This window comes from Microbacterium sp. I2 (assembly GCF_051364985.1).
In the GTDB taxonomy this organism is placed as follows: Bacteria; Actinomycetota; Actinomycetes; order Actinomycetales; family Microbacteriaceae; genus Microbacterium.
This window is the reverse complement of the sequence record NZ_JBLWIH010000023.1, coordinates 191,966-217,092: the sequence shown is the minus strand read 5'-3', so window position 1 is coordinate 217,092 and position 25,127 is coordinate 191,966. Positions and strand designations below refer to the sequence as shown.

At 69.1% G+C, this 25,127-nt stretch carries 20 protein-coding genes; 13 read left to right on the top strand and 7 right to left on the bottom strand.

The genetic code is table 11. The annotated features are described in order from the left end of the window. Positions 1-35: 35 nt before the first annotated feature. From ACLKM7_RS17930 to ACLKM7_RS17910, 5 genes are all read left to right on the top strand, one after another. On the top strand, positions 36-488 hold the full coding sequence (locus ACLKM7_RS17930) for an NUDIX hydrolase (RefSeq protein ID WP_436448657.1): 453 nt from the start codon (positions 36-38) through the stop codon (positions 486-488). 48 nt (positions 489-536) lie between these two features. Beyond that, positions 537-1,370, top strand: coding sequence for a MerR family transcriptional regulator (locus ACLKM7_RS17925; RefSeq protein WP_436448656.1), 834 nt, complete (start codon positions 537-539; stop codon positions 1,368-1,370). Positions 1,371-1,633: 263 nt separating this feature from the next. Then, positions 1,634-3,226, top strand: a complete 1,593-nt coding sequence (locus tag ACLKM7_RS17920) for an HNH endonuclease (protein ID WP_436448655.1) — start codon at positions 1,634-1,636, stop codon at positions 3,224-3,226. Positions 3,227-3,257: 31 nt separating this feature from the next. Continuing rightward, positions 3,258-3,830, top strand: a complete 573-nt coding sequence (locus ACLKM7_RS17915) for a YdeI/OmpD-associated family protein (protein WP_436448654.1) — start codon at positions 3,258-3,260, stop codon at positions 3,828-3,830. A 237-nt stretch (positions 3,831-4,067) separates the two neighbouring features. Next, on the top strand, positions 4,068-4,724 hold the full coding sequence (locus tag ACLKM7_RS17910) for a histidine phosphatase family protein (RefSeq protein WP_436448653.1): 657 nt from the start codon (positions 4,068-4,070) through the stop codon (positions 4,722-4,724). A gap of 32 nt (positions 4,725-4,756) precedes the next feature. On the opposite strand, the gene ACLKM7_RS17905 is transcribed toward ACLKM7_RS17910, so the two are convergent. After that, positions 4,757-7,921: a glycoside hydrolase family 2 TIM barrel-domain containing protein gene (locus ACLKM7_RS17905; protein WP_436448652.1), complete on the bottom strand. Its 3,165-nt coding sequence runs from the start codon at positions 7,919-7,921 to the stop codon at positions 4,757-4,759. 470 nt (positions 7,922-8,391) lie between these two features. Next, a complete protein-coding gene (locus tag ACLKM7_RS17900) occupies positions 8,392-9,423 on the bottom strand; it encodes a LacI family DNA-binding transcriptional regulator (RefSeq protein WP_436448651.1) in 1,032 nt (343 codons plus the stop codon). Positions 9,424-9,482: 59 nt separating this feature from the next. On the opposite strand from ACLKM7_RS17900, the gene ACLKM7_RS17895 reads away from it, so the two are divergent. The 5 genes from ACLKM7_RS17895 to ACLKM7_RS17875 all read left to right on the top strand — a co-directional run bounded on the left by ACLKM7_RS17895 (position 9,483) and on the right by ACLKM7_RS17875 (position 15,626). After that, positions 9,483-9,854: an L-rhamnose mutarotase gene (locus tag ACLKM7_RS17895; RefSeq protein ID WP_436448650.1), complete on the top strand. Its 372-nt coding sequence runs from the start codon at positions 9,483-9,485 to the stop codon at positions 9,852-9,854. After that, positions 9,851-11,017, top strand: a complete 1,167-nt coding sequence (gene rhaI / locus ACLKM7_RS17890) for an L-rhamnose isomerase (RefSeq protein ID WP_436448649.1) — start codon at positions 9,851-9,853, stop codon at positions 11,015-11,017. Before ACLKM7_RS17895 ends, rhaI begins: the two co-directional genes overlap by 4 nt. Positions 11,018-11,149: 132 nt before the next feature. Then, positions 11,150-12,043: an alpha/beta hydrolase fold domain-containing protein gene (locus ACLKM7_RS17885; protein ID WP_436448648.1), complete on the top strand. Its 894-nt coding sequence runs from the start codon at positions 11,150-11,152 to the stop codon at positions 12,041-12,043. Further along, positions 12,040-14,091, top strand: coding sequence for a bifunctional aldolase/short-chain dehydrogenase (locus tag ACLKM7_RS17880; protein ID WP_436448647.1), 2,052 nt, complete (start codon positions 12,040-12,042; stop codon positions 14,089-14,091). Before ACLKM7_RS17885 ends, ACLKM7_RS17880 begins: the two co-directional genes overlap by 4 nt. Continuing rightward, positions 14,088-15,626 carry a rhamnulokinase gene (locus tag ACLKM7_RS17875; protein WP_436448646.1) on the top strand — a complete coding sequence of 513 codons (1,539 nt, stop codon included), beginning with the start codon at positions 14,088-14,090 and terminating at the stop codon, positions 15,624-15,626. Before ACLKM7_RS17880 ends, ACLKM7_RS17875 begins: the two co-directional genes overlap by 4 nt. Here ACLKM7_RS17875 and ACLKM7_RS17870 read toward each other — a convergent pair. Genes ACLKM7_RS17870 through ACLKM7_RS17860 form a run of 3 tightly spaced genes read right to left on the bottom strand, consistent with a single transcriptional unit; the run spans position 15,602 to position 18,907 of the window. Then, a complete protein-coding gene (locus ACLKM7_RS17870; protein WP_436448645.1) occupies positions 15,602-16,993 on the bottom strand; it encodes a Gfo/Idh/MocA family protein in 1,392 nt (463 codons plus the stop codon). The two genes, ACLKM7_RS17875 and ACLKM7_RS17870, sit on opposite strands and share 25 nt — an antisense overlap. Positions 16,994-17,004: 11 nt before the next feature. Continuing rightward, positions 17,005-17,919, bottom strand: coding sequence for a carbohydrate ABC transporter permease (locus ACLKM7_RS17865; RefSeq protein ID WP_436448644.1), 915 nt, complete (start codon positions 17,917-17,919; stop codon positions 17,005-17,007). A 46-nt stretch (positions 17,920-17,965) separates the two neighbouring features. Further along, positions 17,966-18,907, bottom strand: a complete 942-nt coding sequence (locus ACLKM7_RS17860) for a carbohydrate ABC transporter permease (protein ID WP_436448643.1) — start codon at positions 18,905-18,907, stop codon at positions 17,966-17,968. 297 nt (positions 18,908-19,204) lie between these two features. On the opposite strand from ACLKM7_RS17860, the gene ACLKM7_RS17855 reads away from it, so the two are divergent. Continuing rightward, positions 19,205-20,524, top strand: coding sequence for an ABC transporter substrate-binding protein (locus ACLKM7_RS17855; protein ID WP_436448642.1), 1,320 nt, complete (start codon positions 19,205-19,207; stop codon positions 20,522-20,524). 113 nt (positions 20,525-20,637) lie between these two features. Next, a complete protein-coding gene (locus ACLKM7_RS17850; protein WP_436448641.1) occupies positions 20,638-22,287 on the top strand; it encodes an MGH1-like glycoside hydrolase domain-containing protein in 1,650 nt (549 codons plus the stop codon). Between the two features lie 39 nt (positions 22,288-22,326). Here ACLKM7_RS17850 and ACLKM7_RS17845 read toward each other — a convergent pair whose 3' ends face one another. Beyond that, on the bottom strand, positions 22,327-23,721 hold the full coding sequence (locus tag ACLKM7_RS17845; RefSeq protein WP_436448640.1) for a glycoside hydrolase family 5 protein: 1,395 nt from the start codon (positions 23,719-23,721) through the stop codon (positions 22,327-22,329). A 158-nt stretch (positions 23,722-23,879) separates the two neighbouring features. Between ACLKM7_RS17845 and ACLKM7_RS17840 the strand changes: the two genes are divergently transcribed. Next, entirely contained in the window at positions 23,880-24,881 is a 1,002-nt protein-coding gene (locus tag ACLKM7_RS17840) for a LacI family DNA-binding transcriptional regulator (RefSeq protein WP_436448639.1), read from the top strand. Positions 24,882-24,894: 13 nt separating this feature from the next. Here the strand turns inward: ACLKM7_RS17840 and ACLKM7_RS17835 are convergent, their stop codons facing one another. Further along, positions 24,895-25,041, bottom strand: a complete 147-nt coding sequence (locus ACLKM7_RS17835) for a hypothetical protein (RefSeq protein WP_168911801.1) — start codon at positions 25,039-25,041, stop codon at positions 24,895-24,897. Positions 25,042-25,127: the final 86 nt, after the last annotated feature.

The following is a 25,127-nucleotide window of genomic DNA, read 5'->3' as shown; positions in this document are numbered from 1 at the left end:
GGCGACCGGGCGAGCAGGCTGTAGGGTTCTCCGCCATGACCCGCGTCTCTCTCGTGCCCGCCTCGTATGTCTTCCTGCTGCGCTCGGGCGCGGTGCTGCTGCAGCTGCGCCAGAACACCGGCTATATGGACGGGTACTGGACCGCCGGCGCCGCCGGCCACATCGAGCTCGGCGAGACGGCCGTGGACGCTGCGATCCGTGAGTCGCGAGAGGAGCTCGGCGTCATCGTCGAGCCCGCAGGCTTGAAGGCCTCCACGGTGATGCAGCGCACCGACGGCACCGCCCGACCGCGCGAGCAGCGGGTCGACTGGTTCTTCACGTGCGATTCGTGGACGGGCGAGCCCCAGATCCTCGAACCGCACAAGTGCGCCGAGCTCGCATGGTTCGACCTCGACGCACTGCCTGAGCGGGTGCCCGACTACGAGAAGCTCGCCCTCCAGGCGATCCGTGACGGACGGGCGTCGAGCCTGTTGTCGTTCGGGTTCTGATCCAGTCGCGCCCCTGTGCTTGACCGTGACACTGTGTCATGGTCGAACGTGGCCAGCACCATGTACACCATCGGAGAGTTCGCCGCCTTCGGGCGCGTCAGTGTGCGGATGCTGCGTCACTACGACGCGATCGGCCTGCTGATTCCGGCGCACGTCGATCCGCACTCGGGTTATCGCAGATACGCGAGCACCCAACTGCCCCGGCTGCTGCGGATCGTCGAGCTGCGGGAACTCGGCGTCGGCCTCGACGATATCGCCTCAGCGCTGGATTCCGACGACGAGAGCCGGATCCGTCACGTGCTCGCGAAGCGGCGGGCCGAGCTGGTGGCAGCGATCGACGCGGACACCGCACGCCTGGAGCGCATCGACCGGCGTCTCTCCCTCCTGGAAGGAAGCACCGCCATGTCAGAGACCGTGCAATACCGCCGCGTCGACGCCGTCACCGTCTACGCCGCATCGGGAATCGCCCCTGGGGGCGGCCCCGAGAACGTCAGTCCGGTCGTCGGGACCATCATCACGGGACTCGATGATGCACTCGAGGCTGCCGGCCGGCAGATCATCGAGCCGGGCATCTTCTGGTACGAGCCCGTACCGGATTCGGACGACCTCGCCGTCCACGTGTCCTACGTCGCCGAACCCGAGCCGCAGCCCGGGGACGGCTACGACGTCGTCACGCTGCCCGCGGTCGAGACCATGGCGACACTCCTCCATCGAGGCGACATGTCAGGCATCGGCGAGTCGTGGTCACGCCTGATGGGCCGTGTCATCGACGAGGGCTACCGAATGACCGGACCCTGTCGCGAGGTCTACGTGGAGGCCGACGGGCACGAACCGGGACCCGACTGGGTGACCGAACTGCAGGTTCCGGTCGAGAAGGCGTGAGGTCAGCTTCGCTGCGGTGAGAACGCCGAGCGTGTCCGTGGTTCACCCGGGTGCGCGCGGCGTCCACCGCATGCGCGCTGGGGCGTCATCTGAGAAGTCGGTCTTCGCGAGGGTGTAGTCGTCGTCATCGTCGGCGCCCGCATGCTGCGCAGCCGACGCCCGCTTGGTCGCGGGTCGGGGGTCGGCGGTCGGGTGATCGGGCTCGCGAGATCAGTCTTGTCGCTCATAAGCACGAATGTCGGAGGCCGGCGGCATAATGAAGTATGGCATTCTTCTCCGAACTGCAGGCAGCGCTGGATGCGATGCGCACAGTGGTGGGAGACGATGTCGAGGCCGTCGATGTCCCCGGCGTCGTGCAGCAGATCACCGATGAGGATGTGCTGGCGCTCATCGAGCACGCCAGCGTGCTCGTGCGTGGCGGAGAGTGCGTGCGGATCGCCGGATCAGGCGCAGTGGCCTCCCGTTCTACCCGTGACGCCGGACACAGCGGCTTGGCGCAGAAGCGCGGGCACCGCTCGACCGTGTCGCTGATCCAGGACCTCACCGGGTCGACCCGCGCAGACGCGGCCAAGCAGGTGCGGCTCGGCGAAGCCCTCGCGGCGGGGCTGGTGCCCGTTGAAGCAGGTGACTTCGCCGACCATGATGCGAGGGCCGAGGGGCAGGCGTCGGTCGACGAGGAGACGGATGCGGGAGCGCCCACGGCCGGGCAGGCCGGAACTGCCCGGCGACCCTGGCATGCGGTGCTCGGTGAGGCGCTGATGACGGGGGCGCTCACCTCGGCGCAGCACGACGCGATCTACCGCGGACTGGGCGAACCGCCCGTCGACGACGTGCGGGCAACGGACGATCCGACGACCGACGGCGCGTCGGAAGCCGCTGTGACGGCGGGCCGGGCTACCGAGGTGAGGACGGCATGGGAGACGGCTGCCGGTCAACTCATCGACGAGGCCTCGCAGCGCACCGTCGAAGAGCTGGCGTCGGCGGCGCGCACGATTCGCGATCTGCTGGATCCGGCAGGTGCCGAGCTCCGGCTCGAGCAGCGCTTCGAAGCACGCTCGTTCCGCCGGTGGACCGATCACGACGGCATCCGTCACGGCAGCTTCACGTTCGAAGACGAGGGCGGCGCGTGGATCGAGTCCATCATCGACACCGCCCTGCGCCCCCGCCGCGGCGGCCCGCGATTCGTCGACCCCGACGAGAAGGCCCGCGCCGAGGAGCTCGCCACCGACCCGCGCACCAACGACCAGCTCGCATACGACCTGATGCTCGACGTGCTCCGCGCCGGAGCACTCGCCGATGCGGAGACCGTCTTCGGCACGCGGAGGGCGGGAATCCGCATCGTCGCGACGGCCGAAGTACTCGCCGACGCGACCGAAGGCCGCGCGGCCGTTGCGCTCCTCGAAGACACCGACACGACGCTCCCGGGCTGGCTGGTCGCACGACAGGCCTGTGACACCGGCACGATGACATGCACGCTCGACGAGCGGGGCAACCCGCTGGACCTCGGACGCGAGGCACGCCTTTTCTCGTCGAAACAGCGCGTTGCTCTCGCCGTCCGCGACGGCGGGTGCCGGTGGAGGGACTGCGATCGACCTGCCTCCTACTGCGAAGCGCATCACATCGATCCGTACAGCGAAGGCGGCCGCACCGATATCGACCGCGGCATCCTGCTCTGTCGTTGGCACCATATGCAGCTCCATCACGGCGAGTGGCGCATCACCCGTGACGGCAAGAACGACTTCGTGCTTCATCCGCCGGACGGTGGCGAACCCCGTGCGCTACCCGCCCGCCTCGCGCGACGCTATGCCTGGGGCGACCTGCAGCCGCCTCCTCGAAGATTCCGCCCAGCCGCCTAGCACCGGGTCGCCGCAGAGCTATCCTCCCCTCATGGCCAACCGCACGAACAAGCCGGAACTGCAGGTGGACACGGTCTCGGAGTGGGAAGCCTGGCTGGACGCGAATCCCGACCCGAACGGGGTGCGACTGCGCCTGCGGAAGAAGGCATCGACCGAACCCGGGATCACGTACGCCGAAGCTCTCGATGTCGCACTGTGCTTCGGGTGGATCGATGGGCAGTCGTCCTCCCTGGATGCCGACTACTTCCTACAGACCTTCACGCCACGGCGACCGCGAAGCGTGTGGTCGAAAGTCAACATCGGTCACGTCACGCGGCTGATCGAAGAAGGTCGCATGCGTCCCGAGGGTCAACACGAGATCGAACGCGCGAAGGCTGACGGACGATGGGACAACGCGTATCGGCAACGCGACGGCGAGATCCCCGTGGAGCTTCAGCAAGCCCTGGACGCAGATCCCGCGCTCGCCGAAGCGTACGCGTCTCAGTCGGCGCAGAACCGATTCGCGATGTCTTTCCGCGTGGCCAACCTCAAACGGCCGGAATCGCGCGCCCGACGCGTCGCGGAGTACGTCGAGATGCTCAAACGAGGCGAAAGCATCCACTGAGCCGCGGGCTGCCGCAGCCGATGGTGAGCCCGGGCAGAATCATGCGCTCGCGCCGATCCGACGGTGTCGCCGACGACGATCGCGGCGGGGTGCCGGCCTTCAGGCGCGCCCGCCGCTTCTCTCCAACGAGGTGCGGAGCGATGGTGGGAGGCTCTGTCAGACACCCCAGACGCGGCGGTGAGGCGTGTGCCGACGCGGGGTCGCAGCGCCGCCGCGACGAGACACTACGGTTGCGATGTGGCCACCGCTGATCAGCTGCCCGATCGCCCTGCCCCTGACCATCCCTCGGGGAAGCTGGTGCTCCTTCGCCACGGCGAGACGGAATGGTCGAGAGAAGGTCGGCACACCGGCCTCACCGACATCCCGCTCACGCCTCGTGGCGAGAACCTCGCCGGCAATGCCGGCCGGCTCGTCGCCGGCTACGACTTCTCGCTCGTGCTGACCTCGCCGCTGCAGCGTGCGCGGCGAACCGCAGAGCTGGCCGGCCTGCGTGCAGAGGTCGATCCGCTCCTGGTCGAGTGGGACTACGGCGGTTACGAGGGGCGCACGACCCACGACATCCGTCACGAACTCGGCTACAACTGGAGCGCGTTCACCCATGGCGTGGTCCGCGGGAACACGCCCGGCGAAACGGTGGAAGAAGTCGCCGCGCGAGCCTCGCGCGTGCTCACACGCGTGCTGCCCGCGATGGCGGACGGCGATGTCGCACTCGTCGCGCACGGGCACCTTCTGCGCATCCTGACGGCCGTCTTCCTGCGGTTGGCGCCGCGATTCGGCGCGCAGCTCACGCTGGACGCGGGTTCGGTGTCGGTTCTGGGCTTCTACCGCGAACAGCCCGCCATCCTGTCATGGAACTACGGTCTCGAGCTGCCCCTCGAGCCCTCGGAATCCTGACCGACCGGGTCGAGGTACGGCGTCGCGCGCCCTCAGCGCGTCGAGAGCCGGACACTCCATGACGTGCGCTCGCGCGGGATGCGGTACTGCTCGGGAAGCGCGGGGCCGACGGATGCCGAGCCCAGGCCCTGTTGCGCGTGATCGATGTTCAGCCAGACTCGGCCGGAGTCCACGAGCTCGTGCGGCTTGTCGGCTCGTGCGAGGTCGTGCGATGTCCATCGTCGCGCCGTGAAGTCGAACTCGGGAAGGCCGTCGACGCGGAGCGACGGCATCCGTTCGCCGTCCACCTCGAGCCAGCGCGTCTGGACGTGGTTCCCGTTCTCCTGTGGGACCGGGTACGACACCTGCAGCTCGTCGATGCCACGCGAGAACCGACCGAGGCGCGAGCCGGCGTGCGAGTCGACGTACGTCTCGCCGGGACCGCGGCCGAACCACGTCACCCGGTCGGCCGCGCCCGGGAGCGCGAACAGCAGTCCGAGCCTCGGCACCCAGATGTCGCGATGCATGTACGGGGTGTCGGCCCACGGTCCGACAAAATCGACGGCGACGTCGAGCGTGAGGCCGTCACCGTCGGGCGTCCAGCTCATCGTCCAGTCGACGCCATGGGGATGAGTGCGCGGTGCGGTCCGACCGCGGACGACCAGCCGGTCGCCATCGGCCCCGACGGCGTCGACGCGGTGCAGAAGCCGGTCGAGCGCGGTCTTGCGCCACACCGACGCCAGGTCGTTGAGCGCTCCCTGGCCGTGGTCGTTCTCTGTCGGCGCCCGGTACAGGTCGAGCACCGGCCCGTCGATCTCGAGGTCGCCCAGTCGCACGAGCTTCCCTGTCGTGCCGTCGAACTCACCCGCGCCAACATGCACGGGTTCGCCCTCGGTCGGCGCGCGGCCCGCCGCATCCGCTGATAAACCACGCCGAGGTTGAGAAACCCCGCGTCCGCTGGTTTGTGAACCGGCATGCGGTTTCTCGGCCTCGACAGGGGCAGAGCGCGAGGCGCCGACGCCGGTCGTCGAGGAGTCCTCGAGCAGCCGCTGACCCCAGGCCAGCACGTGCCCGGCGGGCGCCCAGCTGGCGTCGGCGGCGAGCGCCGCCTCCACGGTCAGCACGGAGTCGGGGTGACCGTGGACGGCGGTCGCGGCATCCGGAATCGCGATCTCGACCGACTCGCCTGCCGTCACCGGCGGAACGTCGAGCACGCCACCCGCGAACCGGGCGCCGTCGGCCTCCACCACCCACCGGAACACCACATCCGCCGTATCCACATAATGTCGGTTGTTCACTATGTACACCGAGCGATCGAGCACCTCGATCGAGATCGGCTCGTGCGCCTTCGCCAGCTCGAGCAGCCCCGGCGTCGGGGTGCGATCGCTGAACACCAGCCCGTGCAGGCTGAAGCGGCCGCCGCGCGGATCGTAGTCGACGTCGTCGCCGTGCATCGTGAACGGGATGCCGTCGGCCGTCGTCGCCGAGAACCCGTGATCGATCCACTCCCACACGAATGCACCGCACAGGCGCTCGTGCGCGTGGATGATGCGCCAGTAGTCCTGCAGCGACCCCGGACCGTTGCCCATGGCGTGCGCATACTCCACGAGCAGGAACGGCAGTCGGCGGCGGCGCATCTCGTCGGACTCGGTGACTCCCTCGGGCAACGGCGCGACGCCGGACTCGTCGACGACCATGCCGTGCATGCTGAGGCGTCCGCCGCCCGGCTCTTCGCGGCGACCGATCTTCTCGAGCAGCTCGAGCGAGGGGTACATGAGCGAGTAGAAGTCCGAGTCCTTATAGCTGGGGTCGCGCTCGTACAGCACGGGGCGCGACGGGTCGCGCCGATCGAGCCACCGGCGCATCTCGCCGAACGTGTCGCCGGTCATGCTCTCGTTCGCGAGCGACCACACCACCACGCTCGGGCGGTTCTTGTCTCGCTCGACGGTGCGGCGCAGGCGGTCCATGAGCGCATCGCGCCACGCGGGCTCGGCGGGCGGATTGCCCTCCCATCCGGCGTAGATGAATCCGTGCGTCTCGAGGTCGACCTCGACCACCACCCACAGTCCGTACTCGTCGCACAGCCGGAGGAACTCGGGATGCGGCGGGTAGTGGCTGGTGCGCACCGCGTCGATGTTGGCACGCTTCATCATCACGATGTCGCGGATCATCGTCTCGCGATCGAGCGCGCGCCCGGTGTCGGGGTGATGCTCGTGGCGATTGACGCCGTGGAAAGTGACCGGGCGGCCGTTACCCATCAGGACGCCGTCGACGATCTCCACGCGCCGGAAGCCGACGACGAGCTCGACCGACTCCCCCGCCGAGGTGAGCGCGCCGCGATACAGCCGCGGGCTCTCGGCGCTCCACGGCTGCACCGGCACGGTGACGGCTTCGCCGGCGGGCATGCGGATGCCGAGCTCGGGGATCTCGACGATCGCCCGGGTGGAGGCATCCACTCTCAGCGTTCCCATCCCCGTCGCCGCGTCGAAGTCGGCGTGCACGAAGTGGTCGTCGATCGCATCGTCGGGGCGCGAGAGCAGCTCGACGTCTCGGAAGATGCCTGGGAGCCACCACATGTCCTGGTCCTCGAGGTACGTGCCCGACGACCAGCGGTGCACGCGCACGCACAGCACGTTGCGTCCGGCGCGAACGGGGGCGTCGAACTCGAACGGCAGCCGGCTGCCCATCGACCAGCCGAGCTCTTCACCGTTGAGCCACACCTTCGCGCAGGAGTCGACCCCCTGGAACCGCAGCACGGCGGGGCCGAAGTCTCCGGCGACATCGAAGACGAGGCGATAGTCGCCCGTCGGGTTCTCGGCCGGCACGTGGGGCGCATCGAGAGGGATCGGGTACGCGGTGTTCGTGTAGAGCGGCCCCTCCTCGGTGCCGAGCATGCGGCGCGCGGGGCCGCCCGCGAGCGGCGTGAACTGCTCGAGCACCCAGTGCGAGGGCACCGGCATCGCATCCCACGACGCGTCGTCGAAGCCGTCGGCCAGCCAGGCGTCGCCTGTTCCCGCCGCAGTCGGCGAGAGACGGAAGCGCCAGGTGCCGTTCAGGCTCTGCGTGCGCGCGTCGCTCACTGCATCGGCACGCGGCGCCCGCCGGCCGGCGCCGGGCGCGGTGCTCTCCCAGTAGCGGCCGCCATGCCGCGACTCGTCGAGAGCACCCGGCGAAGAATGCGCCGCCGATCCGGCGACGCGAGCAATCGAAGTCTGCATATTCATTCCCGTCCGAATGTCCGTGCAGTCTAATCGAGCCTCGAGGGCCCGGCGCAACACATCACGGCGCCGCTGTCATTCAGGTGGCACGACACGCCGCAACGCACACGACGCAACCACACCTTGCGCCCCCCGAACCCGAATCCGCCCCAGCCCGCGCATTCAGGTGGCACGACACGCCGCAACGCACACGACGAAACCACACCTTGCGCCCCCCGAACCCGAATCCGCCTCCGGCCGCGCATTCAGGTGGCACGACACGCCGCAACGCGCACGACGAAGCCACACATTGCGACCCCTGAACCCGAACCCGCCTCCGGCCGCGCACCTCAGGTGGCACACGACGACGCCAGACATGGCGCCACACATTTCGCCCCCCGAACCCGAATCAGCCTCCGGCCGCGCACCTCAGGGGCACACGACGAAGCCACACAAAGCGCCACCTCAACGCCCGATCAGCGCATGCGCGCTCAGCCGGCGGTCGACTCCCGCACCACCAGCTCGGGCCGGAAGCGCACCGTCCGCTCGTGGCCGCCGTCCTCTTCGTCGAGCTCGCTCAGCAGAAGTTCCACCGCGGTGTGCCCGATCAGATGGGCGGGCTGGCGGATCGAGCTGAGCGGCACCACGGTCGCCGACGCGAAGTCGATGTCGTCGTATCCGATGAGGGCGATGTCGCCGGGCACCTGCACGTCACCCATCAGGGTGAACGCCTGCAGCGCTCCCACGGCGAGGAGGTCGTTCGCGGCGAAGACGGCATCCGGACGCTCCGCCGCCGGCCGCACGCGCAGGGTCTCACCGGCGGCACGACCTTGCAGCACCGAGAGCGCGGGCATCTCGACGACCTCGAGCGTGGCATCCGGTATCTCGGCCACGGCTCGCCGCGCGCCCTCGAGACGATCCGCGACCTGCCGGAATGTGAGCGGTCCGCACACGTAGGCGATCCGCCGGCGCCCGATCGACAGCAGGTGCGACACCGCGAGGTAGCCGCCCTCGACATCGTCGACCGACACCGAGGCGAAGCCGCCGGCCGGGTCCTCGTGGTCCACGAGGATCACCTGAACGCCTCCGCTGCGCAAGCGTTCCAACCGTTCCAGGTCGCCGTCGACGGGGGTTACGAGCACCCCGTTCACACGCTGCTCCCGGAACAGGTCGAGGTACGCGTGCTCGCGCTCGGCACGCTCGTCGCTGTTGCCGAGCAGCACGCTCATGCCTGCCTCTGCCGCCCGATCCTCGGCGCCCCGCGCGACCTCCGCGAAGAAGGGGTTGCCCGCGTCGAGCACCACGAGTGCGATCGTGCGACTGCGGCCGGCGCGCAGCTGACGCGCCGCGTCGTTGCGCACGAAGCCCAGCTCGTCGATCGCACGCTGCACGCGCTCGACCGTCGCGGGGGCGACCTTCGCGGGCCGGTTGAGCACGTTCGAGACGGTGCCGACCGAGACGGATGCCGCAGCCGCGACATCCCGAACGCTCACGACCACGGCATCCCCTTGCTCTGCTTGCATGAAACGATACATACCGGCTAAGGTTTGAAACGATTCATCAACCGATGCAAGGACATTCGATGACGAGAGTCTGCTTCCAGCTGCAGGTCGCGCCGGAGCTGCTCGACGAGTACATCGCCCGGCACACTCCGGTGTGGCCCGAAATGCTCGCCGAGATCGCTGCCGCGGGCCGCCGCAACTACTCGCTCTTCCTCGGCGAAGGCGGCCGTCTCGTCGGCTACTACGAGACCGAGGACGACGCGGCTGCGCAGGCCTACCTCGCGGCATCTCCCGTCGCCGCCCGCTGGGAGGCCGAGATGAGCCGCTTCTTCGTCGGCCTCGACGGCCGCCCCGATCAGGCGGCCCCACCTCTCACCGAGATCTTCCACCTCGACGACCAGCTCGCCGCTGCCGCGGCGCGCGCGCCCCACGAAGAGAGCACCCCATCATGACGACGCTGTCCCCAGAGATCCTCACGCAGCTCGAAGGCCAGGGCATCGAGCTGCCCAGCTGGGCGTTCGGAAACTCCGGCACGCGGTTCCGGGTGTTCACCACGCCCGGCACACCGCGCGACCCGTTCGAGAAGATCGCCGACGCCGCCCAAGTGAACAAGTACACGGCACTGGCCCCGAGCGTCGCGCTGCACATCCCGTGGGACAAGGTCGACTCCTACGACGAGCTCCGGCGCCACGCCGAAGACCACGGGGTCGCGCTCGGCACCATCAACTCGAACACCTTCCAGGACGAGGACTACAAGTTCGGCGCGCTCACCCACGCCGACGACCGCATCCGCCGGAAGGCGATCGACCACCACTTCGAGTGCATCGACATCATGAACGCGACCGGCTCGCGCGACCTCAAGATCTGGCTGGCCGAGGGCTCGAACTACCCAGGCCAGAACGACATGCGCGCCCGCCAGGACCGCCTCGCAGATTCGCTGCAGCAGATCTACGCGCGCCTGTCGGACGAGCAGCGGCTCGTTCTCGAGTACAAGTTCTTCGAGCCGGCGTTCTACCACACGGATGTGCCGGACTGGGGCACGTCGTACGCCCAGGTCGCGGCCCTCGGCGAGCGCGCGATGGTGTGCCTCGACACCGGCCACCACGCACCGGGAACCAACATCGAGTTCATCGTCATGCAGCTGCTGCGCCTCGGAAAGCTCGGCTCGTTCGACTTCAACTCGCGCTTCTACGCCGACGACGACCTCATCGTGGGTGCGGCCGACCCGTTCCAGCTGTTCCGCATCATCTTCGAGGTCGTGCGCGGCGGCGGGCTGAACAACCCCGACGTGGCGTTCATGCTCGACCAGTGCCACAACATCGAAGACAAGATCCCCGGCCAGATCCGTTCGGTGCTCAACGTGCAGGAGATGACAGCGCGCGCCCTGCTCGTGGACCGCGCCGCTCTCGACGCCGCTCAGGCGGCGAACGACGTGCTCGCCGCCAACGCGGTGTTCATGGACGCGTTCTACACCGACGTGCGCCCCGCACTCGCCGAATGGCGTGAGTCGCGCGGCCTCGCCGCCGACCCGATGGCCGCTTATGCGGCATCCGGCTACCAGTCCCGGATCGGGACCGACCGCGTCGGCGGCACCCAGGCCGGCTGGGGCGCGTAACTCCACAAGACCCACCGGGGGCGCGGGATGCCGATCCTCGCGCCCCCGGTGCACCACCACCTCCGCTCCCCTCTCGCGGTCTGCGGGCCCGACCCGCAGAATGCCGCAGGGGATCAGACGAAGGATCGACAGATGAGTGAGCCGTACTCCGCAGCCGACGGACTCGTGCGGGTCTACCCCGCCCGCGAGCCGAACGGTACGGGCCTGGTATGGGCGCACGGCGGCGCCTTCGCGTTCGGCGACATCGACATGCCCGAGTCCGACTGGGTCGCGCGTCGGCTCTCGGCACGCGGGACCACCGTGATCTCGGTCGACTACCGTCTCGCGCCGATTCCGGAAGAAGCGGGACAGGATGCCGCGACTCCGGCGCGACGCGGACACCACTACCCCGCGGCCTCCGACGACGTGCTCGCGGCGTGGTCGTGGACGCTCGAGAACGCCGATCGGCTGCGCATCGACCGTGACCGGCTGGCCCTGGGCGGCACCAGCGCTGGTGGCAATCTCGCCGCCGGGGCGATGCTCCGGCTGATCGAGAGACGCGCCGAGCGGCTTCCCGCTCTCGTGATCCTCGCCTACCCGACGCTGCTGGCCGTGCAACCGGCACCCGACGCGGCGTTGCGCGCACTGCTCGACGCGAATCCCGAGGCCGACCGCTTCGGCCCCGACGTGGTTCGCGGCATGTACGAGAACTACCTCGGCGTCCCGGTCGAGCACGCACCGTTGGGCGCCGTCCCTGGCCTTGCTCGCCCGGTCGACCTCGTCCAGTTCCCGCCCACGCTCATGGTCAACGGCGAGGCGGACGAGCTCCGCGTCTCGGGCGAGGCGTTCGCCGCGACGCTGCGCGCCGCCGGGCGCACGATCGAGGTCGTCACCGAGCCGGGCACCGAGCACGGTCATCTCAACCGGCCGCACGAGCCTGCGGCATCCGTCTCGATCGACCGCCTCGCCGCACGCCTGAGCGCCCTCGCCCCCGCTTCCCCGACACCCCTCCTCGCCTCAGCGACCCCCGAAGGAACCACATCATGAGCAACCAGGCCGACAGTAACCAGGCCGTCAGGGACCTGATCGCGCGGTCGAACCGCCTCGGCGCCGACCCGAAGAACACCAATTACGCCGGCGGCAACACGTCGGCCAAGGGCACCGACACCGATCCGGTCACGGGTGAGCCCGTGGAGCTGCTGTGGGTGAAGGGCTCGGGCGGCGACCTCGGCACCCTCAGGCCCGGGGGCCTCGCGGTGCTGCGCCTGGACCGCATGCGCGCCCTCGTCGACGTCTACCCCGGGGTCGAGCGTGAGGACGAGATGGTCGCCGCGTTCGATTACTGCCTGCACGGCAAGGGCGGCGCGGCCCCATCGATCGACACCGCCATGCACGGCCTCGTCGACGCGGCGCACGTGGATCACCTGCACCCCGACTCGGGCATCGCGATCGCCACGGCCGCCGACGGCGAGGAGCTCACCGGCACCATCTTCGGCGACAAGGTCGTGTGGGTGCCCTGGCGCCGCCCCGGCTTCCAGCTGGGCCTGGACATCGCCGAGATCAAGGCGCAGAACCCGCAGGCGATCGGCTGCATCCTCGGCGGCCACGGCATCACCGCGTGGGGCGACACCTCCGAGGAGTCCGAGCGCAACTCGCTGTGGATCATCGAGACCGCCGCCGCGTACATCGCCGCCAACGGCAAGGCCGAACCGTTCGGCGGAGTCCGCGCCGGCTTCGAAGCCCTTCCCGAAGCGGAGCGCCGTGCGAAGGCGGCGGCTCTGGCACCGACCATCCGCGGCCTCGCCTCGACCGACAAGCCGATGGTGGGCCACTTCACCGACTCGTCCGAGGTGCTGGACTTCCTCGCCTCCGAGAAGGCGCCCGCGCTGGCCGAGCTGGGCACCAGCTGCCCCGATCACTTCCTGCGCACCAAGGTCAAGCCGCTGATCCTCGACCTCGCCGCCGACGCGACGGTCGAGGCATCCGTCACCCGCCTGAAGGAGCTGCACGAGCAGTACCGCGCCGACTACCAGGCGTACTACGACGCCCACGCGACCGCCGGCAGCCCGGCCATCCGCGGCGCCGACCCGCTCATCGTCCTCGTCCCGGGTGTGGGCATGTTCTCGTACGGCGCCAACAAGCAGACCGCGCGCGTGGCCGGCGAGTTCTACGTCAACGCGATCAACGTGATGCGCGGCGCCGAGGCGCTGTCGACCTACTCCCCCATCTCGGATGCCGAGAAGTTCCGCATCGAGTACTGGGCGCTCGAAGAAGCGAAGCTGCAGCGGATGCCCAAGCCGAAGTCGCACCAGGGCCGCATCGCGTTCGTCACGGGCGCGGCGTCCGGAATCGGCAAGGCCATCGCCACGCGCCTCGCCGCCGAGGGTGCGTGCGTGGTCGTCGCCGACCTGGACCTCGAGAAGGCGCAGGCCGCCGCGGCGGAGCTGGGCGGCACGGATGTCGCGATCGGCGTCGCCGCGAACGTCGCCGACGCCGAGGGCGTGCAGGCCGCGATCGACGCCACCGTGCTCGCGTTCGGCGGGATCGACCTCGTCGTCAACAACGCCGGGCTGTCGCTGTCGAAGCCGCTGCTGGAGACGACCGAGAAGGACTGGGACCTGCAGCACGACGTCATGGCCAAGGGCTCGTTCCTGGTGGCCAAGGCCGCCGCGAAGGCGCTCATCGAGCAGGGCATGGGCGGCGACGTCGTCTACATCTCGTCGAAGAACTCGGTCTTCGCCGGCCCGAACAACATCGCGTACTCGGCGACCAAGGCCGATCAGGCCCACCAGGTGAGGCTGCTCGCGGTCGAGCTCGGCGAGCACGGCGTGCGGGTGAACGGCATCAACCCCGACGGGGTCGTGCGCGGCTCCGGCATCTTCGCCTCGGGCTGGGGCGCCAACCGCGCCGCGACCTACGGCGTCAAGGAAGAGGACCTCGGCCAGTTCTACGCCAACCGCACCATCCTCAAGCGCGAGGTCGTGCCCGAGAACGTCGCCGACGCGGTGTACGTGCTCACCGGCCCCGAACTCTCGCGCACGACGGGTCTGCACATCCCCGTCGACTCCGGCGTCGCGGCCGCCTTCCTGCGATGACGAAGGTCGTCGCGGCGGTCGATCTCGGCGCCACCAGCGGCCGCGTCATGCTCGGCTATGTCGAGGACGGGATGCTGCGGCTCGAGCAGGTGGCGCGATTCCCGAACGGTCCCGTCGCGGGGCCGGACGGGCTGCACTGGGACTTCACAGCGCTGTACCGTCACGTGATCGACGGGCTGGCCGAGGCCGTGCGCCGGGAACCGGGGATCGCGAGCATCGGCATCGACTCGTGGGCGGTGGACTACGGCCTCGTGCACGGCGACGAGCTGCTCGCAGAGCCGTTCCACTACCGGGACGACCGCACCGCGCGCGGGGTCGAGACGGTGCACGCGAAGGTGCCGTTCGAGGAGCTCTACCGCCGCAACGGGCTGCAGTTCCTGCCGTTCAACACGCTCTACCAGTACGCCGTCGACAGGCGCCTGGCCGATGCAGAGATCGCCCTCCTCATCCCCGACCTGGTGGCGTTCCTGCTGACCGGGGCGAGGGTGGCCGAGCGCACGAACGCCTCCACCACCGGACTCGTCGATGTCGCCAGCGGGGAATGGGACCGCGAGCTCGCGGCGCGACTCGGGATCCCGGTTGGGCCCACGCGACCGGAGGCTCCGCTCGACGCGTCTGGGCCCACGCGGCCGGAGGCTCCGCTCGACGCGCCAGCGGCGAGTGGAGGGGCCGTGGGGACGGCGAGTGGAGGGGCCGCGGGGATCGCCCTGCCACAACTCGTCGACCCCGGCACGCGGCTCGGTAGGCTCCGCGGCGAAGCCCGCGAGCGCGTCGGCGCAGCGATCGACGTCATCGCCGTCGGCTCGCACGACACCGCCTCGGCGGTGGTCGCCGTGCCGCTGAGCACGCCGAACGCGGCGTACATCTCCTGCGGCACGTGGGGCCTCGTCGGTGTCGAACTCGACGAGCCCGTCGTGACCGACGCCGCGCGCGAGGCGAACTTCACCAACGAGGGTGGCGTCGACGGACGGGTCCGTTTCCTCCACAACGTGACGGGGCTGTGGCTGCTGAGCGAATCGGTGCGGACGTGGGAGGCCGAGGACGGCGCGCCGATCGATCTTCCACAATTGCTGGATGCCGCGACCGCTGTGGACGGCACCGTCCCCCTGTTCGATGCCAACGACGCACGGCTGGCCGCACCCGGCGATATGCCGGCACGCATCGCGGCGGTCATCGAGGAGTCCGGCGCCGCCGTGCCCGCGTCACGGCCGGCGTTCGCACGCACGATCGTCGAGAGCATCGCGCAGGCGTTCGCGGATGCCGTCTCCACCGCGGGCCGGCTCACCGCTCGCGACATCGACGTGATCCACATCGTCGGCGGCGGCGCGCTGAACCGACTCCTGTGCCAGGCGACGGCCGACCGCTCCGCACTGCCGGTCCTGGCGGGTCCGGTCGAGGCCACGGCCCTCGGCAACGTGCTCGTACAGGCACGCGCCCACGGCTGGTTCGGCCCCGACGCGACGCTCGAGGATCTCCGGCGCGTGGTCGCAGGCGCCACCGCCCCCGTGCGCTACGAGCCCCGCACCGACAGCTGAGCCGACGGGGCGCCGAGTTCGATTCCCAGGGCGAGCTCGCTCACCCGCACGGCGTTCCCCGTATCGAGCGACCGGTTGCCCGCCAGGCCGACGGCGACGGCGGCGACGCCGTCTCGCCACGTCGCCGCGTGGCCCAGCGGGTCCTCGCCCACACCGCGGAACACCTCGGCGAGCAGGCGCGCGTCGCCGCCGCCGTGGCCGCCGTCGCCCGCCGGGATCGGCACGTGCCGGGCGCGGTCGAAATGGTTCTGCACCACCAGCGACTCGCCGACCGGCCGGCCGGCGCTGCCGTCGACGTGGTCGGGCCGGGCGCTCGGATCGACGATGGCGGTGGGACGACCGGATGCCGCGAGCAGCACCTCGCCGCGTTCCACCACGGTGAGCTCCGCCCGGCCTCGGGTCCCGTTGACCGCGACGGTGTACCCCTCCCACGGCGAGTGGGCATTGAGCGCGTATGACATCGACGCGCCGGCGGCATAATCCACGACGAGCGACAGGTTGTCTTCGATCGTGATGCCGGCGTCGAAGACGTCGCGGTCGCGCAGGTACCCGTCGTACGACTCCTGCTCGAGGTAGAGCCCCCGCAGCTGCGGGTCGTCGCGCAGGTCGAGGCTGAACGCGTCGCGCAGCGGCGAGTCGTCGGAGCCGCGCGCCGGACGCGGCCCGAGCCCGCGGCGGGCGGCGTTCTCGGCCCCGTAGAAGCGCAGACCGCCACTGGCGAAGACGCGCGTCGGGGTGTCGCCGAGCCACCAGTTGACGAGGTCGAAGTGGTGCGAGGCCTTGTGGATGAGCAGACCCCCGGAGCGGTCCTTGTCACGGTGCCAGCGACGGAAGTAGTCCGCTCCGTGCGACGTGTCGAGCACCCACTCGAAGTGCACCGAGGTGACCTCGCCGATCTCGCCGGAGCTCACCACCCGCTTGAGCGCGGAGTTGCGCGGCGAATAGCGGTAGTTGAATGTCACCGTGACGTCGCGGCCGGTACGCGCGACGGCATCCGCGATTGCGCTCACGCCGTCGGCGGTCGTCGTGAGCGGCTTCTCGACGACCGCGTCCGCCCCGGCCTCGAGCGCCGTGACGACGTGGCGATCATGGGTCCAGTCCGGAGAGGTCACGATCACGCGGTCGATACCGTGCCGGGCGATCGCCTCACCCAGCTCGGCCGGCGCGAAGCGGGCGGGCGAAGTGACACCGCGATCCCGCAGACGCGCGTCGTACCAGTCCAGCCGGCCCTCGTTCGTGTCCGACCACGCGACCAGCTCCGCCACGTCGGCGTGTGGTCCGGTGATCGCGTCGAGGTACATCTCGGCGCGGCTGCCGGTGCCGACGATCGCGTAGCGGGTTCGTCGAAGGTGCCCGTCGTTGCTCATGAAATGCCTGCTCACTTGATGCCGGTGGTCGCGAAGCCCTTGACCAGATAGCGCTGGCCGAGAAGGAACGCGAGGAAGAGAGGGATGAGCGAGACCACCGACATCGCGAACATCGCGCCGTAGTTCGACGACGACTGCGCATCGATGAAGCCCTTGAGCGCCACCGACACGGGGAAGTTCTCACGCGTGCGCAGATAGATCAGCGGGCCGAAGAAGTCGCCCCAGGTCCAGATGAACGTGAAGATCGCCGTCGTCGCGAGGGCGGGCACCATGAGCGGCAGCGTCACCTGCCCGAAGATGCGCAGGTGTCCCGCTCCGTCGATCCGCGCGGCCTCGAAGATCTCCTTCGGCAGGCCGCGGATGAACTGCACCATCAGGAAGATGAAGAACGCGTCCATCGCGAGGAACTTCGGGACGATGAGAGGCAGGAAGGTCTCGAGCCAGCCCAGCTCGCGGAAGATGATGAACTGCGGAACCAGCACGACGTGGAACGGCAGCATGATCGTGCCCAGCATGACCGCGAACCACGCGTTGCGCCCCCAGAACTTCAGGCGTGCGAACGCGTAGGCGGCGAGCGAGCACGAGACCAGGTTTCCGATGATCGCGCCGATCACGAGGATCGTGGAGTTCATCAGGAAGTGCCCGAACGGCAGCTGCTGCGAGGTCCACCCGTGCACGTAGTTCTCGAGCGTCAGATCGGTGGTGAAGATGCCGAGGTCGGTGAAGATCTCGCTGTTGGGCTTGAGCGACGACACCACCAGCCAGATGAGCGGGTAGATCATGAGCAGCGAGAGCACGATCAGTCCGGCGTGCTTGAACAGCGACCGCACCGCGTCGGCGCGACGGTGGCGACGCCGGCGTCGTTCGTACTCGTCGACGGACGGCGGCGGCGCGATCGGGGTCGGGGCTTCTTCGAGTGCGGTCATGACGGAACGTCCTTCGGGAAGTGCGGCGGATGCTGTCGGCTGCAGTTCAGTCGTCATAGAAGACCCAGAACTTCGAGAGCCAGAAATTGAACGCCGTGAATCCGGCGATCACGATGAGAAGGAACCACGCCATCGCCGACGCGTAGCCCATGTTCAGCTCGGTGAACGCCTCTTTGTAGAGGTACAGGGTGAAGAACATCGTCGAGTCGGACGGCCCACCGGTGCCGCCCGAGACGATGTAGGCCTGCGTGAACGACTGGAACGCGAAGATGATCTGCAGCACCAGGTTGAAGAAGATGATCGGCGTCAGCAGCGGCATCGTGATCGAGAAGAACCGCCGCACGCGACCGGCGCCGTCGACCTGCGCGGCCTCGTAGTACATGTCGGGGATCTGGCGTAGACCCGCCAGGAAGATCACCATCGGCGACCCGAACGTCCACACGTGCAGGATGATGATCGTCGCCAGCGCGTAGTCGGGATGCGAGATCCACCCGGGACCCTCGATTCCGAACCACGCGAGGAACTCGTTGACGATGCCGTCCTTGCCGAAGACCTGGCGCCACAGGATGGCGATGGCGACGGAGCCGCCGAGGAGGCTGGGCAGGTAGAAGATCGACCGGTAGAACGCCAGTCCGCGCATGCCGCGATCCAGCAGCACGGCTACGGCGAGTGCCAGTGCCAGCTGGAGCGGCACCGACACGACCACGTAGGTGAGGGTCACGCGCAGCGAGTTCCAGAGCCGCGCGTCGCCCGCCATCTCGGCGATGTTGTCGAAGCCCGAGAACTGCGGCGGCTGCAGCAGGTTGTAGTCCGTGAACGCGAGGAACAGCGAAGCGATCATGGGGCCGATCGTGAACACGACCAGGCCCACCAGCCACGGCGCGAGGAAGAGATAGCCCGCCTTGTTGTCGGGATTCTTCGAACGCACCCCGCCCTTCGTGCGCCGCGCCTGGATGGCGATCTGGCGCAACTCGCCGATGCTGCTCACGGAGACCTCCTTGTCACGATGGTGGCTACAGCAGAGAAACCGCTTTCACCTCGGGTCAGTATCACCTGAAGATCGCGCTCGCGTCAAACACCCCCGCATCCGCCAATTCACGCCACACCTGACCGACATCGACACAGCCGATGCGTTGATAACGAGGCCACAACAACAATTGACACGGTCTCCACCCTTTGCTACTTTCCGAGAAAGCGGTTTCATACCGAGCCTCGACGGGTCCTGCGTTCGAGGCGACGTGCCGCCGATCCCGGTGGGCACCCGACACGAGACGAAAGAGGCGCAATGACGCGTTATGCACGATCAGCCAGGGTGCGTGCCGCCCTCGGAACGACCCTTGTCGCGACGCTCGCACTGGCGGGCTGCGCGGCCGGCGGCCAGACGCCGCCGTCTTCCTCCGAGGGTTTCGACCCCGATGAGGAGATCGAGCTTCACATCGCGTGGTGGGGCAACGACGAGCGCTCGGCGATCATGGCCGAGGCCATCGACCTGTTCGAGGAGGAGTACCCGAACATCACGGTCGTCGAAGAGCCCGTCGGCGCGCCCGACGACCTCTTCAATCGCCTCGCGACCGACTTCGCGTCGGGCACGGCCCCGGATGTCTTCGCGCTCGGTGGCGCGAAGCCGCAGGAGTACGGCGCCGCGGGCGCGCTCCTGGACCTCTCGACCGTGAGCGAACAGCTGCCCACCGACAACTACCCGGACTTCACGCTGACCAACGCGATCGTCGATGACACCCTCTATGGCCTGCCGACCGGAGGCAACGCCATCGGCGTGCTCGTCAACCCCGCCATCTTCGAGCAGGCCGGCGTCGAACTGCCCGACAGCTCGTGGACGTGGGAGGACTTCGTCGAGATCGCCGACGAGATCTCGGCGAACGCGGGCGACGGCATCGTCGGGCTGGATCTGCGCATCCAGGACATCCTCGGCACCTACGTCGCGCAGTACGTCGAGACCGGCATCTACGACTGGGACGGCGAGCTGGCGGTCGACTCCGAGACGATCCAGTCCTGGTACGAGATGGAGGAGGAGCTCGTCGCCGGCGGCGGCTTGCCCGACCCGTCGGTGATCGTCGAGCACTGGAACGTCACGCCCGACCTCACCCTCTTCGGCACCGGCAAGGCAGCCATGAGCTTCGCCTACAGCAACCAGATCGCCACATATGCTGCGGGCGCCGGCGGCGAGGTCGAGATCCTCACCCCACCGACCTCGACCGACCTGTCGGGAGTGGCCGTGCTGCCCTCGCAGTTCTGGGCGATCGCGTCGGGCACCGAGCATCCGGAAGCGGCCGCTCTGCTCGTGGACTGGCTCCTGAACCAGCCCGAGGCGGCGGAGATCATCCTCGCCAACCGCGGACTGCCGTTCAATCCCGATACCCTCGCGGTCGTCGAGCCGCTGCTCGCACCGGCGGACGCGCAGGCTGCGGAATACCTGCAGACGGTGCTCGATGTGGGTGTCGTCGCCCCGCCGCAGCCCGCCGGCGGTGCGATCCTCAACGAGCTGTCGCAGCGCATCGAATCCGACATCCTCTTCGGCAACACCTCGGTGGCGGACGGCGCGCAGCAGTGGGTCGACGAGCTGTCGGCGTCGCTGGCGTCAGACTGATCGAAGAACCAGGATCGTGGGCGGCTCCGCGGTGCGGGGCCGCCCACACTGGCGATGCGGGCCGCACCGGCGCCGCGATGCGCCACGCTGGGACCGCTACGACGGAGGCACACATGACCGCGATCGACGACGCGCTCGCCCGGCTGCGCGCGAGCGACCCGCTCTCGCGGGCGGGCATCGCCGCCGGGCATCCGCTGCACGATGATCTCGAGCGGCGGGGCGTCGCGTTCGCGGCGATCGGCGGCGGTCTGGAGGAGCGCTGGCATCGCGCCCTCACAGAGCTGGCCGACTGCGTGCACCCGATGCTCGGCGCCCCGGCGCTGCACGAGGGTGGCGTCTACCACGGCGCATGGCTCGAGAGCACCGCCACCATCAGCGCGGAGCTGCTCGACCGGTTCGCGCCTTCGGTCACGCGCACGACCCATCTGCTCTTCGCCGAACATCAGCGCACCGACGGCCTGCTGCCGTACAAGGTGACCGACACCGGCCCGGCGTACTCGCAGATCCAGACCGTCACGCCGTTGGCGCGCGGCGTCTGGAACCACTACCTGCTGACTGCGGCCGATGGGGAACCCGACCGCGACTATCTCGCCCGCATGTACGGGGCGATGGCGCGCAACGACGCGTGGCTCGCCGAGCACCGCGACACCCGGCGCACCGGCGCCGTCGAGGCGTTCTGCACCTTCGATACAGGGCACGACCTTTCTCCCCGCTTCTGGCACATTCCCGACCGCTGCTTCGAGGGCGACGCGGCTCGCTACGACGCCGAGGTGCCCCGCCTGCCGTTCGTCGCCCCCGATCTGACGGCGAACGTCGCGGCGCAGCGGTCGTACCTGGCGCTGATCGCGACAGAGCTCGGCGAGGGTTCCGAGCCGTGGCACGCGAAGGCCGAGGCATCCCGGACCGCCCTGTTCGCGCAGTGCTTCGACGAGTCCGACGGACTCTTCTACGACCGGCTGCCCGACGGGTCGCACCTGCGGCTGAACTCCGATGTGCTGCTGCGGGTGCTCGCGTGCGAGATCGGCGACGACAGCATTTTCGCACAGGCTCTCGAGCGCCACCTGATGAACACCCGCCGCTTCCTGTCGCAGGCCGGATTCACCTCGATCGCCATGGACGATCCTCGCTTCGACGGCGACCATACGCGCAACTCGTGGGCTGGGCCGGTGAACTTCCTCACGCTCGTGCGCGCCGCGCACGCGTTCGAAGCCCACGACCGTGTCGCCGAGCTCGCCCTCGTGCACCGCAGTGTGCTCGGCGCCGTCGCGGAGCACGACCGCTTTCCGCAGTGCCTCGACCCGTGGTCGGGCGATGCGGGATACACCGAGAAGTACTCCCCGGCGATGCTCTGGCTGCTCGACGCCCTCGAGCGCGACTGCGGCATCCTCCCCCGTCCCGACGGCGAGGTGTGGTTCAGCGGCCTCGCGCCGACGCGGCTCGAGCACGGGCAGTCGGCACTCGCGGTGGCGGCGGCGCGCGTGGTCCGCGGCATCCGCTACGAGCTCGCGGCGGATGACACCACCGTCTGCGTATACCGCGACGGGGACGTGTGGCTGGAGTTCCCGCGAGGCTGGCGAGTGGTGGCCGACTCCGCCGGCGCCCTCACGAGAGTGGTGGGGCTGTCGCCCGCAGCGGTGGCGGGCGACCTGCGGACGGATGCCGCGAACCTGGCCCTCTCGCCCGGGCCCAACGACGCGGCGGTCCTGGACTCGGGTCGACTCGTCGAGCGTGTATCGCCCGGATTCACCCCGCCGCAGTACTGAACCGAGCCCCGCGACGACGAGGGTCGCAGAGACCCGCCCTCACTCGCGCAGATGCGCACGGAGCACCTCCGACAGCCCGGCTCGCTCCTCGCACGCGTCGAAGCGGAAGGATGCCGCAAGCTCGCGCGCCCGCACGGGATCGATGCCGCGGAACCGATCGGCGAACTGCTCGGCCAGCGGCTCGGCCAGCAGGATGTGCCGCACCAGCACGGCGATGTGCGGCTGCCGGCCCCACGGGTACGGGGAGTACCCGGGAAACTCGCGGTCGAAGAGCGCGTCGATGGGGTCGATCACCTCTCGGATGCCGGCATCCGATCCACCCCACGAATCCACGCCGAGACGCTGCTTCTTCTCGACGAGGTCGCCGATGAGACCGAGGTAGGGACTCTCGGGCGAGATCGTCATGAGCCCCTGCAATCCGATGTCCTTGTAGGTCCACAGCGCCCAGCTGGCGCCGTGCTCTCGGTAGATCTCGAGCTGGTCCTGCAGCAGGCGCAGTCGCCATGGATCCTGTGACCGATCGGCGGAGTACACCGGCCCGAACTCGCCGATCCAGATCGGCGTCCCGGTGCGCCGCATGTACTCGGTGCGGCGCAGGAAGGTCTGCTCCACCACGGTGCGATCGAAATATTCTCCGCGCGTGACACCGGGATACGCGGTCGCACTCGTTATGCCCGGCAACGCGTAGTCGTGGGCGGTGTAGACCGTGTTCTCCATCGGCTCGGCCCGTGCGTCGAGGAACGAGAAGTCGGTCGAGTACTTGTTGCCGTCGAGGAACAGCACGTGCCGAGGATCGACGGCACGGATCGCCCGCTCGAGCCGCTCGTAGAAGGCGGGCAGCACCTCGCCGGTCGGGTCGCTCGGCTCGTTGATCGGGTTGTAGCCGGCGACCTCGGGCCGGTCCTTGAACCGGTCGGCGAGCGCCTCCCACAGGTGCACCACGCGATCCTGGAAGTGCCGCTGGTTCCAGAACTCCGCGACGTGCGTCGGGTTGTCGCTGTGCCAGTGCTGGTTCTGCCGGCCAGGCAGTGCGTGCAGGTCGAGGATCGAGTAGATGCCGTGGCGTGCGAGCAGGCTCACGACGCGGTCCAGACGCGCGAAGCCCTCCTCCTTGAGCTCGAACGGCGCGGCGTCGTCCTCGAAGTGCCGGTAGTTGAACGGGATGCGCACGCTGTTGAGTCCGAGCGAGGCCAGGTGCGCAGCATCCGCTTCGCCGAAGAAATCCGTCATGAACGCTTCGAAGAAGGCGTCGTACGCCTCGCGCCCCATGCGATCCCGCATCAGCCGCCGGATCGCCTCTTCGTTGCCGGGATACCCGGTGATGAAGTTCTCCATGTTCATCCAGCCCCCGAGGCCGACGCCGGTCAGCCGGATCGGGCCGGCCGCATCTGCCAGCGAGGTTCCGCGGACGGCGAGGAAGTCGAGATCGGTCATGGACTCACGATACAAGAAATCGCTTTCTCCGATGGCTAGGGATTGGACGCGACCTCACGTCAACTTCGTCGTGATTACGGCTGAAAGCGGTTTCGCACCCATAGGATGGGGACGCGGATGCGGCGAGCGGAATCGTCCGCGACGGGAAAGGGGCACGCGTGGTCAGACGCACCAGGGCGACGACGATCGCCGAGGTCGCGCAGCACGCCGGCGTCTCGCCTGCCACCGTGTCGCGGGTCATGAACGACCGCTTCCTGGGCGAGCCCAAGATCGCAGAGCGCGTGCGGGCATCCGCTCGCGAACTCGACTACTCGCCGAACCATCTGGCGCGCAGCTTCGCACTCGGTCAGACGAACGCCATCGGCTTCCTGGTGCCCGACCTCGCCAACCCCTCGTTCCAGGCAGTGCTGTCCGGGCTGAGCAAGGCTGCCGGCGAGGAGGGCTATCGCGTGCTGGTCGCCGACTCCGCCGAGTCGGCCGACGACGAGCCGCTTCTCGCGGCCGAGATCCGCCGCCGGTGCGATGCACTGGTGCTGTGCGCGCCGCGCATGGCCGAAGACGCGCTCGTGCGCGCCACCGAGACGCTCGGTCCCGTCGTGCTGATGAACCGCTCGAGCTCGTCGGTCACCGCTCCTACTCTGTCGGTCGACTCCCGTGGCGGTTTCGAGGCGCTCGCCCGGCACCTGTACTCGCTCGGGCACCGCCGTCTCGCCTACGTCGAAGGCCCGGCCGGGGTCGCCAACGAGAAGCGGCTGCGTGGCCTCGCCGACTTCCAGGAGTCGGTGAAGGGCGTCACCGTCGAGCGTGTTCCCGGCGGAGCCGGGAGCGAGCACGGACTCGCGGCCGTCGGCGCGCTGCTGCGCACCCGCGCCACCGCCGCCCTCGCGTTCAACGACCTCGTCGCAGTCGGCCTGGTCCACGGGCTCGTCGAGCGGGGCGTCAGCGTGCCCGACGACATGTCGGTCACCGGATTCGACGACATCCCCTTCGCCCGTTTCATGTCGCCCTCGCTCACGACGGCGTCCGTACCGCACGAGGTTCTCGGCGCGCTGGCGTGGGGACGGATGCGGTCGCTCATCGAGGGCTCGACGCCCGAGCACGACGTGGTCTTCCAGCCGCGACTGGAGGTGCGCCGCTCGACGGCGGCACCGCGCGCGTGACGCCGGTGCCCGTTCAGGCGGGCGGGCTGTCGGGGTCCAGCGTCTTGAGGGTGTCTTCCTCGACCGGATTGTCGGCCTCGAGCTGATCCTCGGTCGTCTCGTCGCCGCCGGTCGGGTTGTCGGCCTCGACAGGCTGGTCTTCGGCTCGGCGCTCGTCCATGACCCCACCGTAGATCGATCGCGTCATCCGCGACAGATGGACGGTCGCCCCGTCTCGCCGCGCGGCCATCCGAGAACCGGAGATGT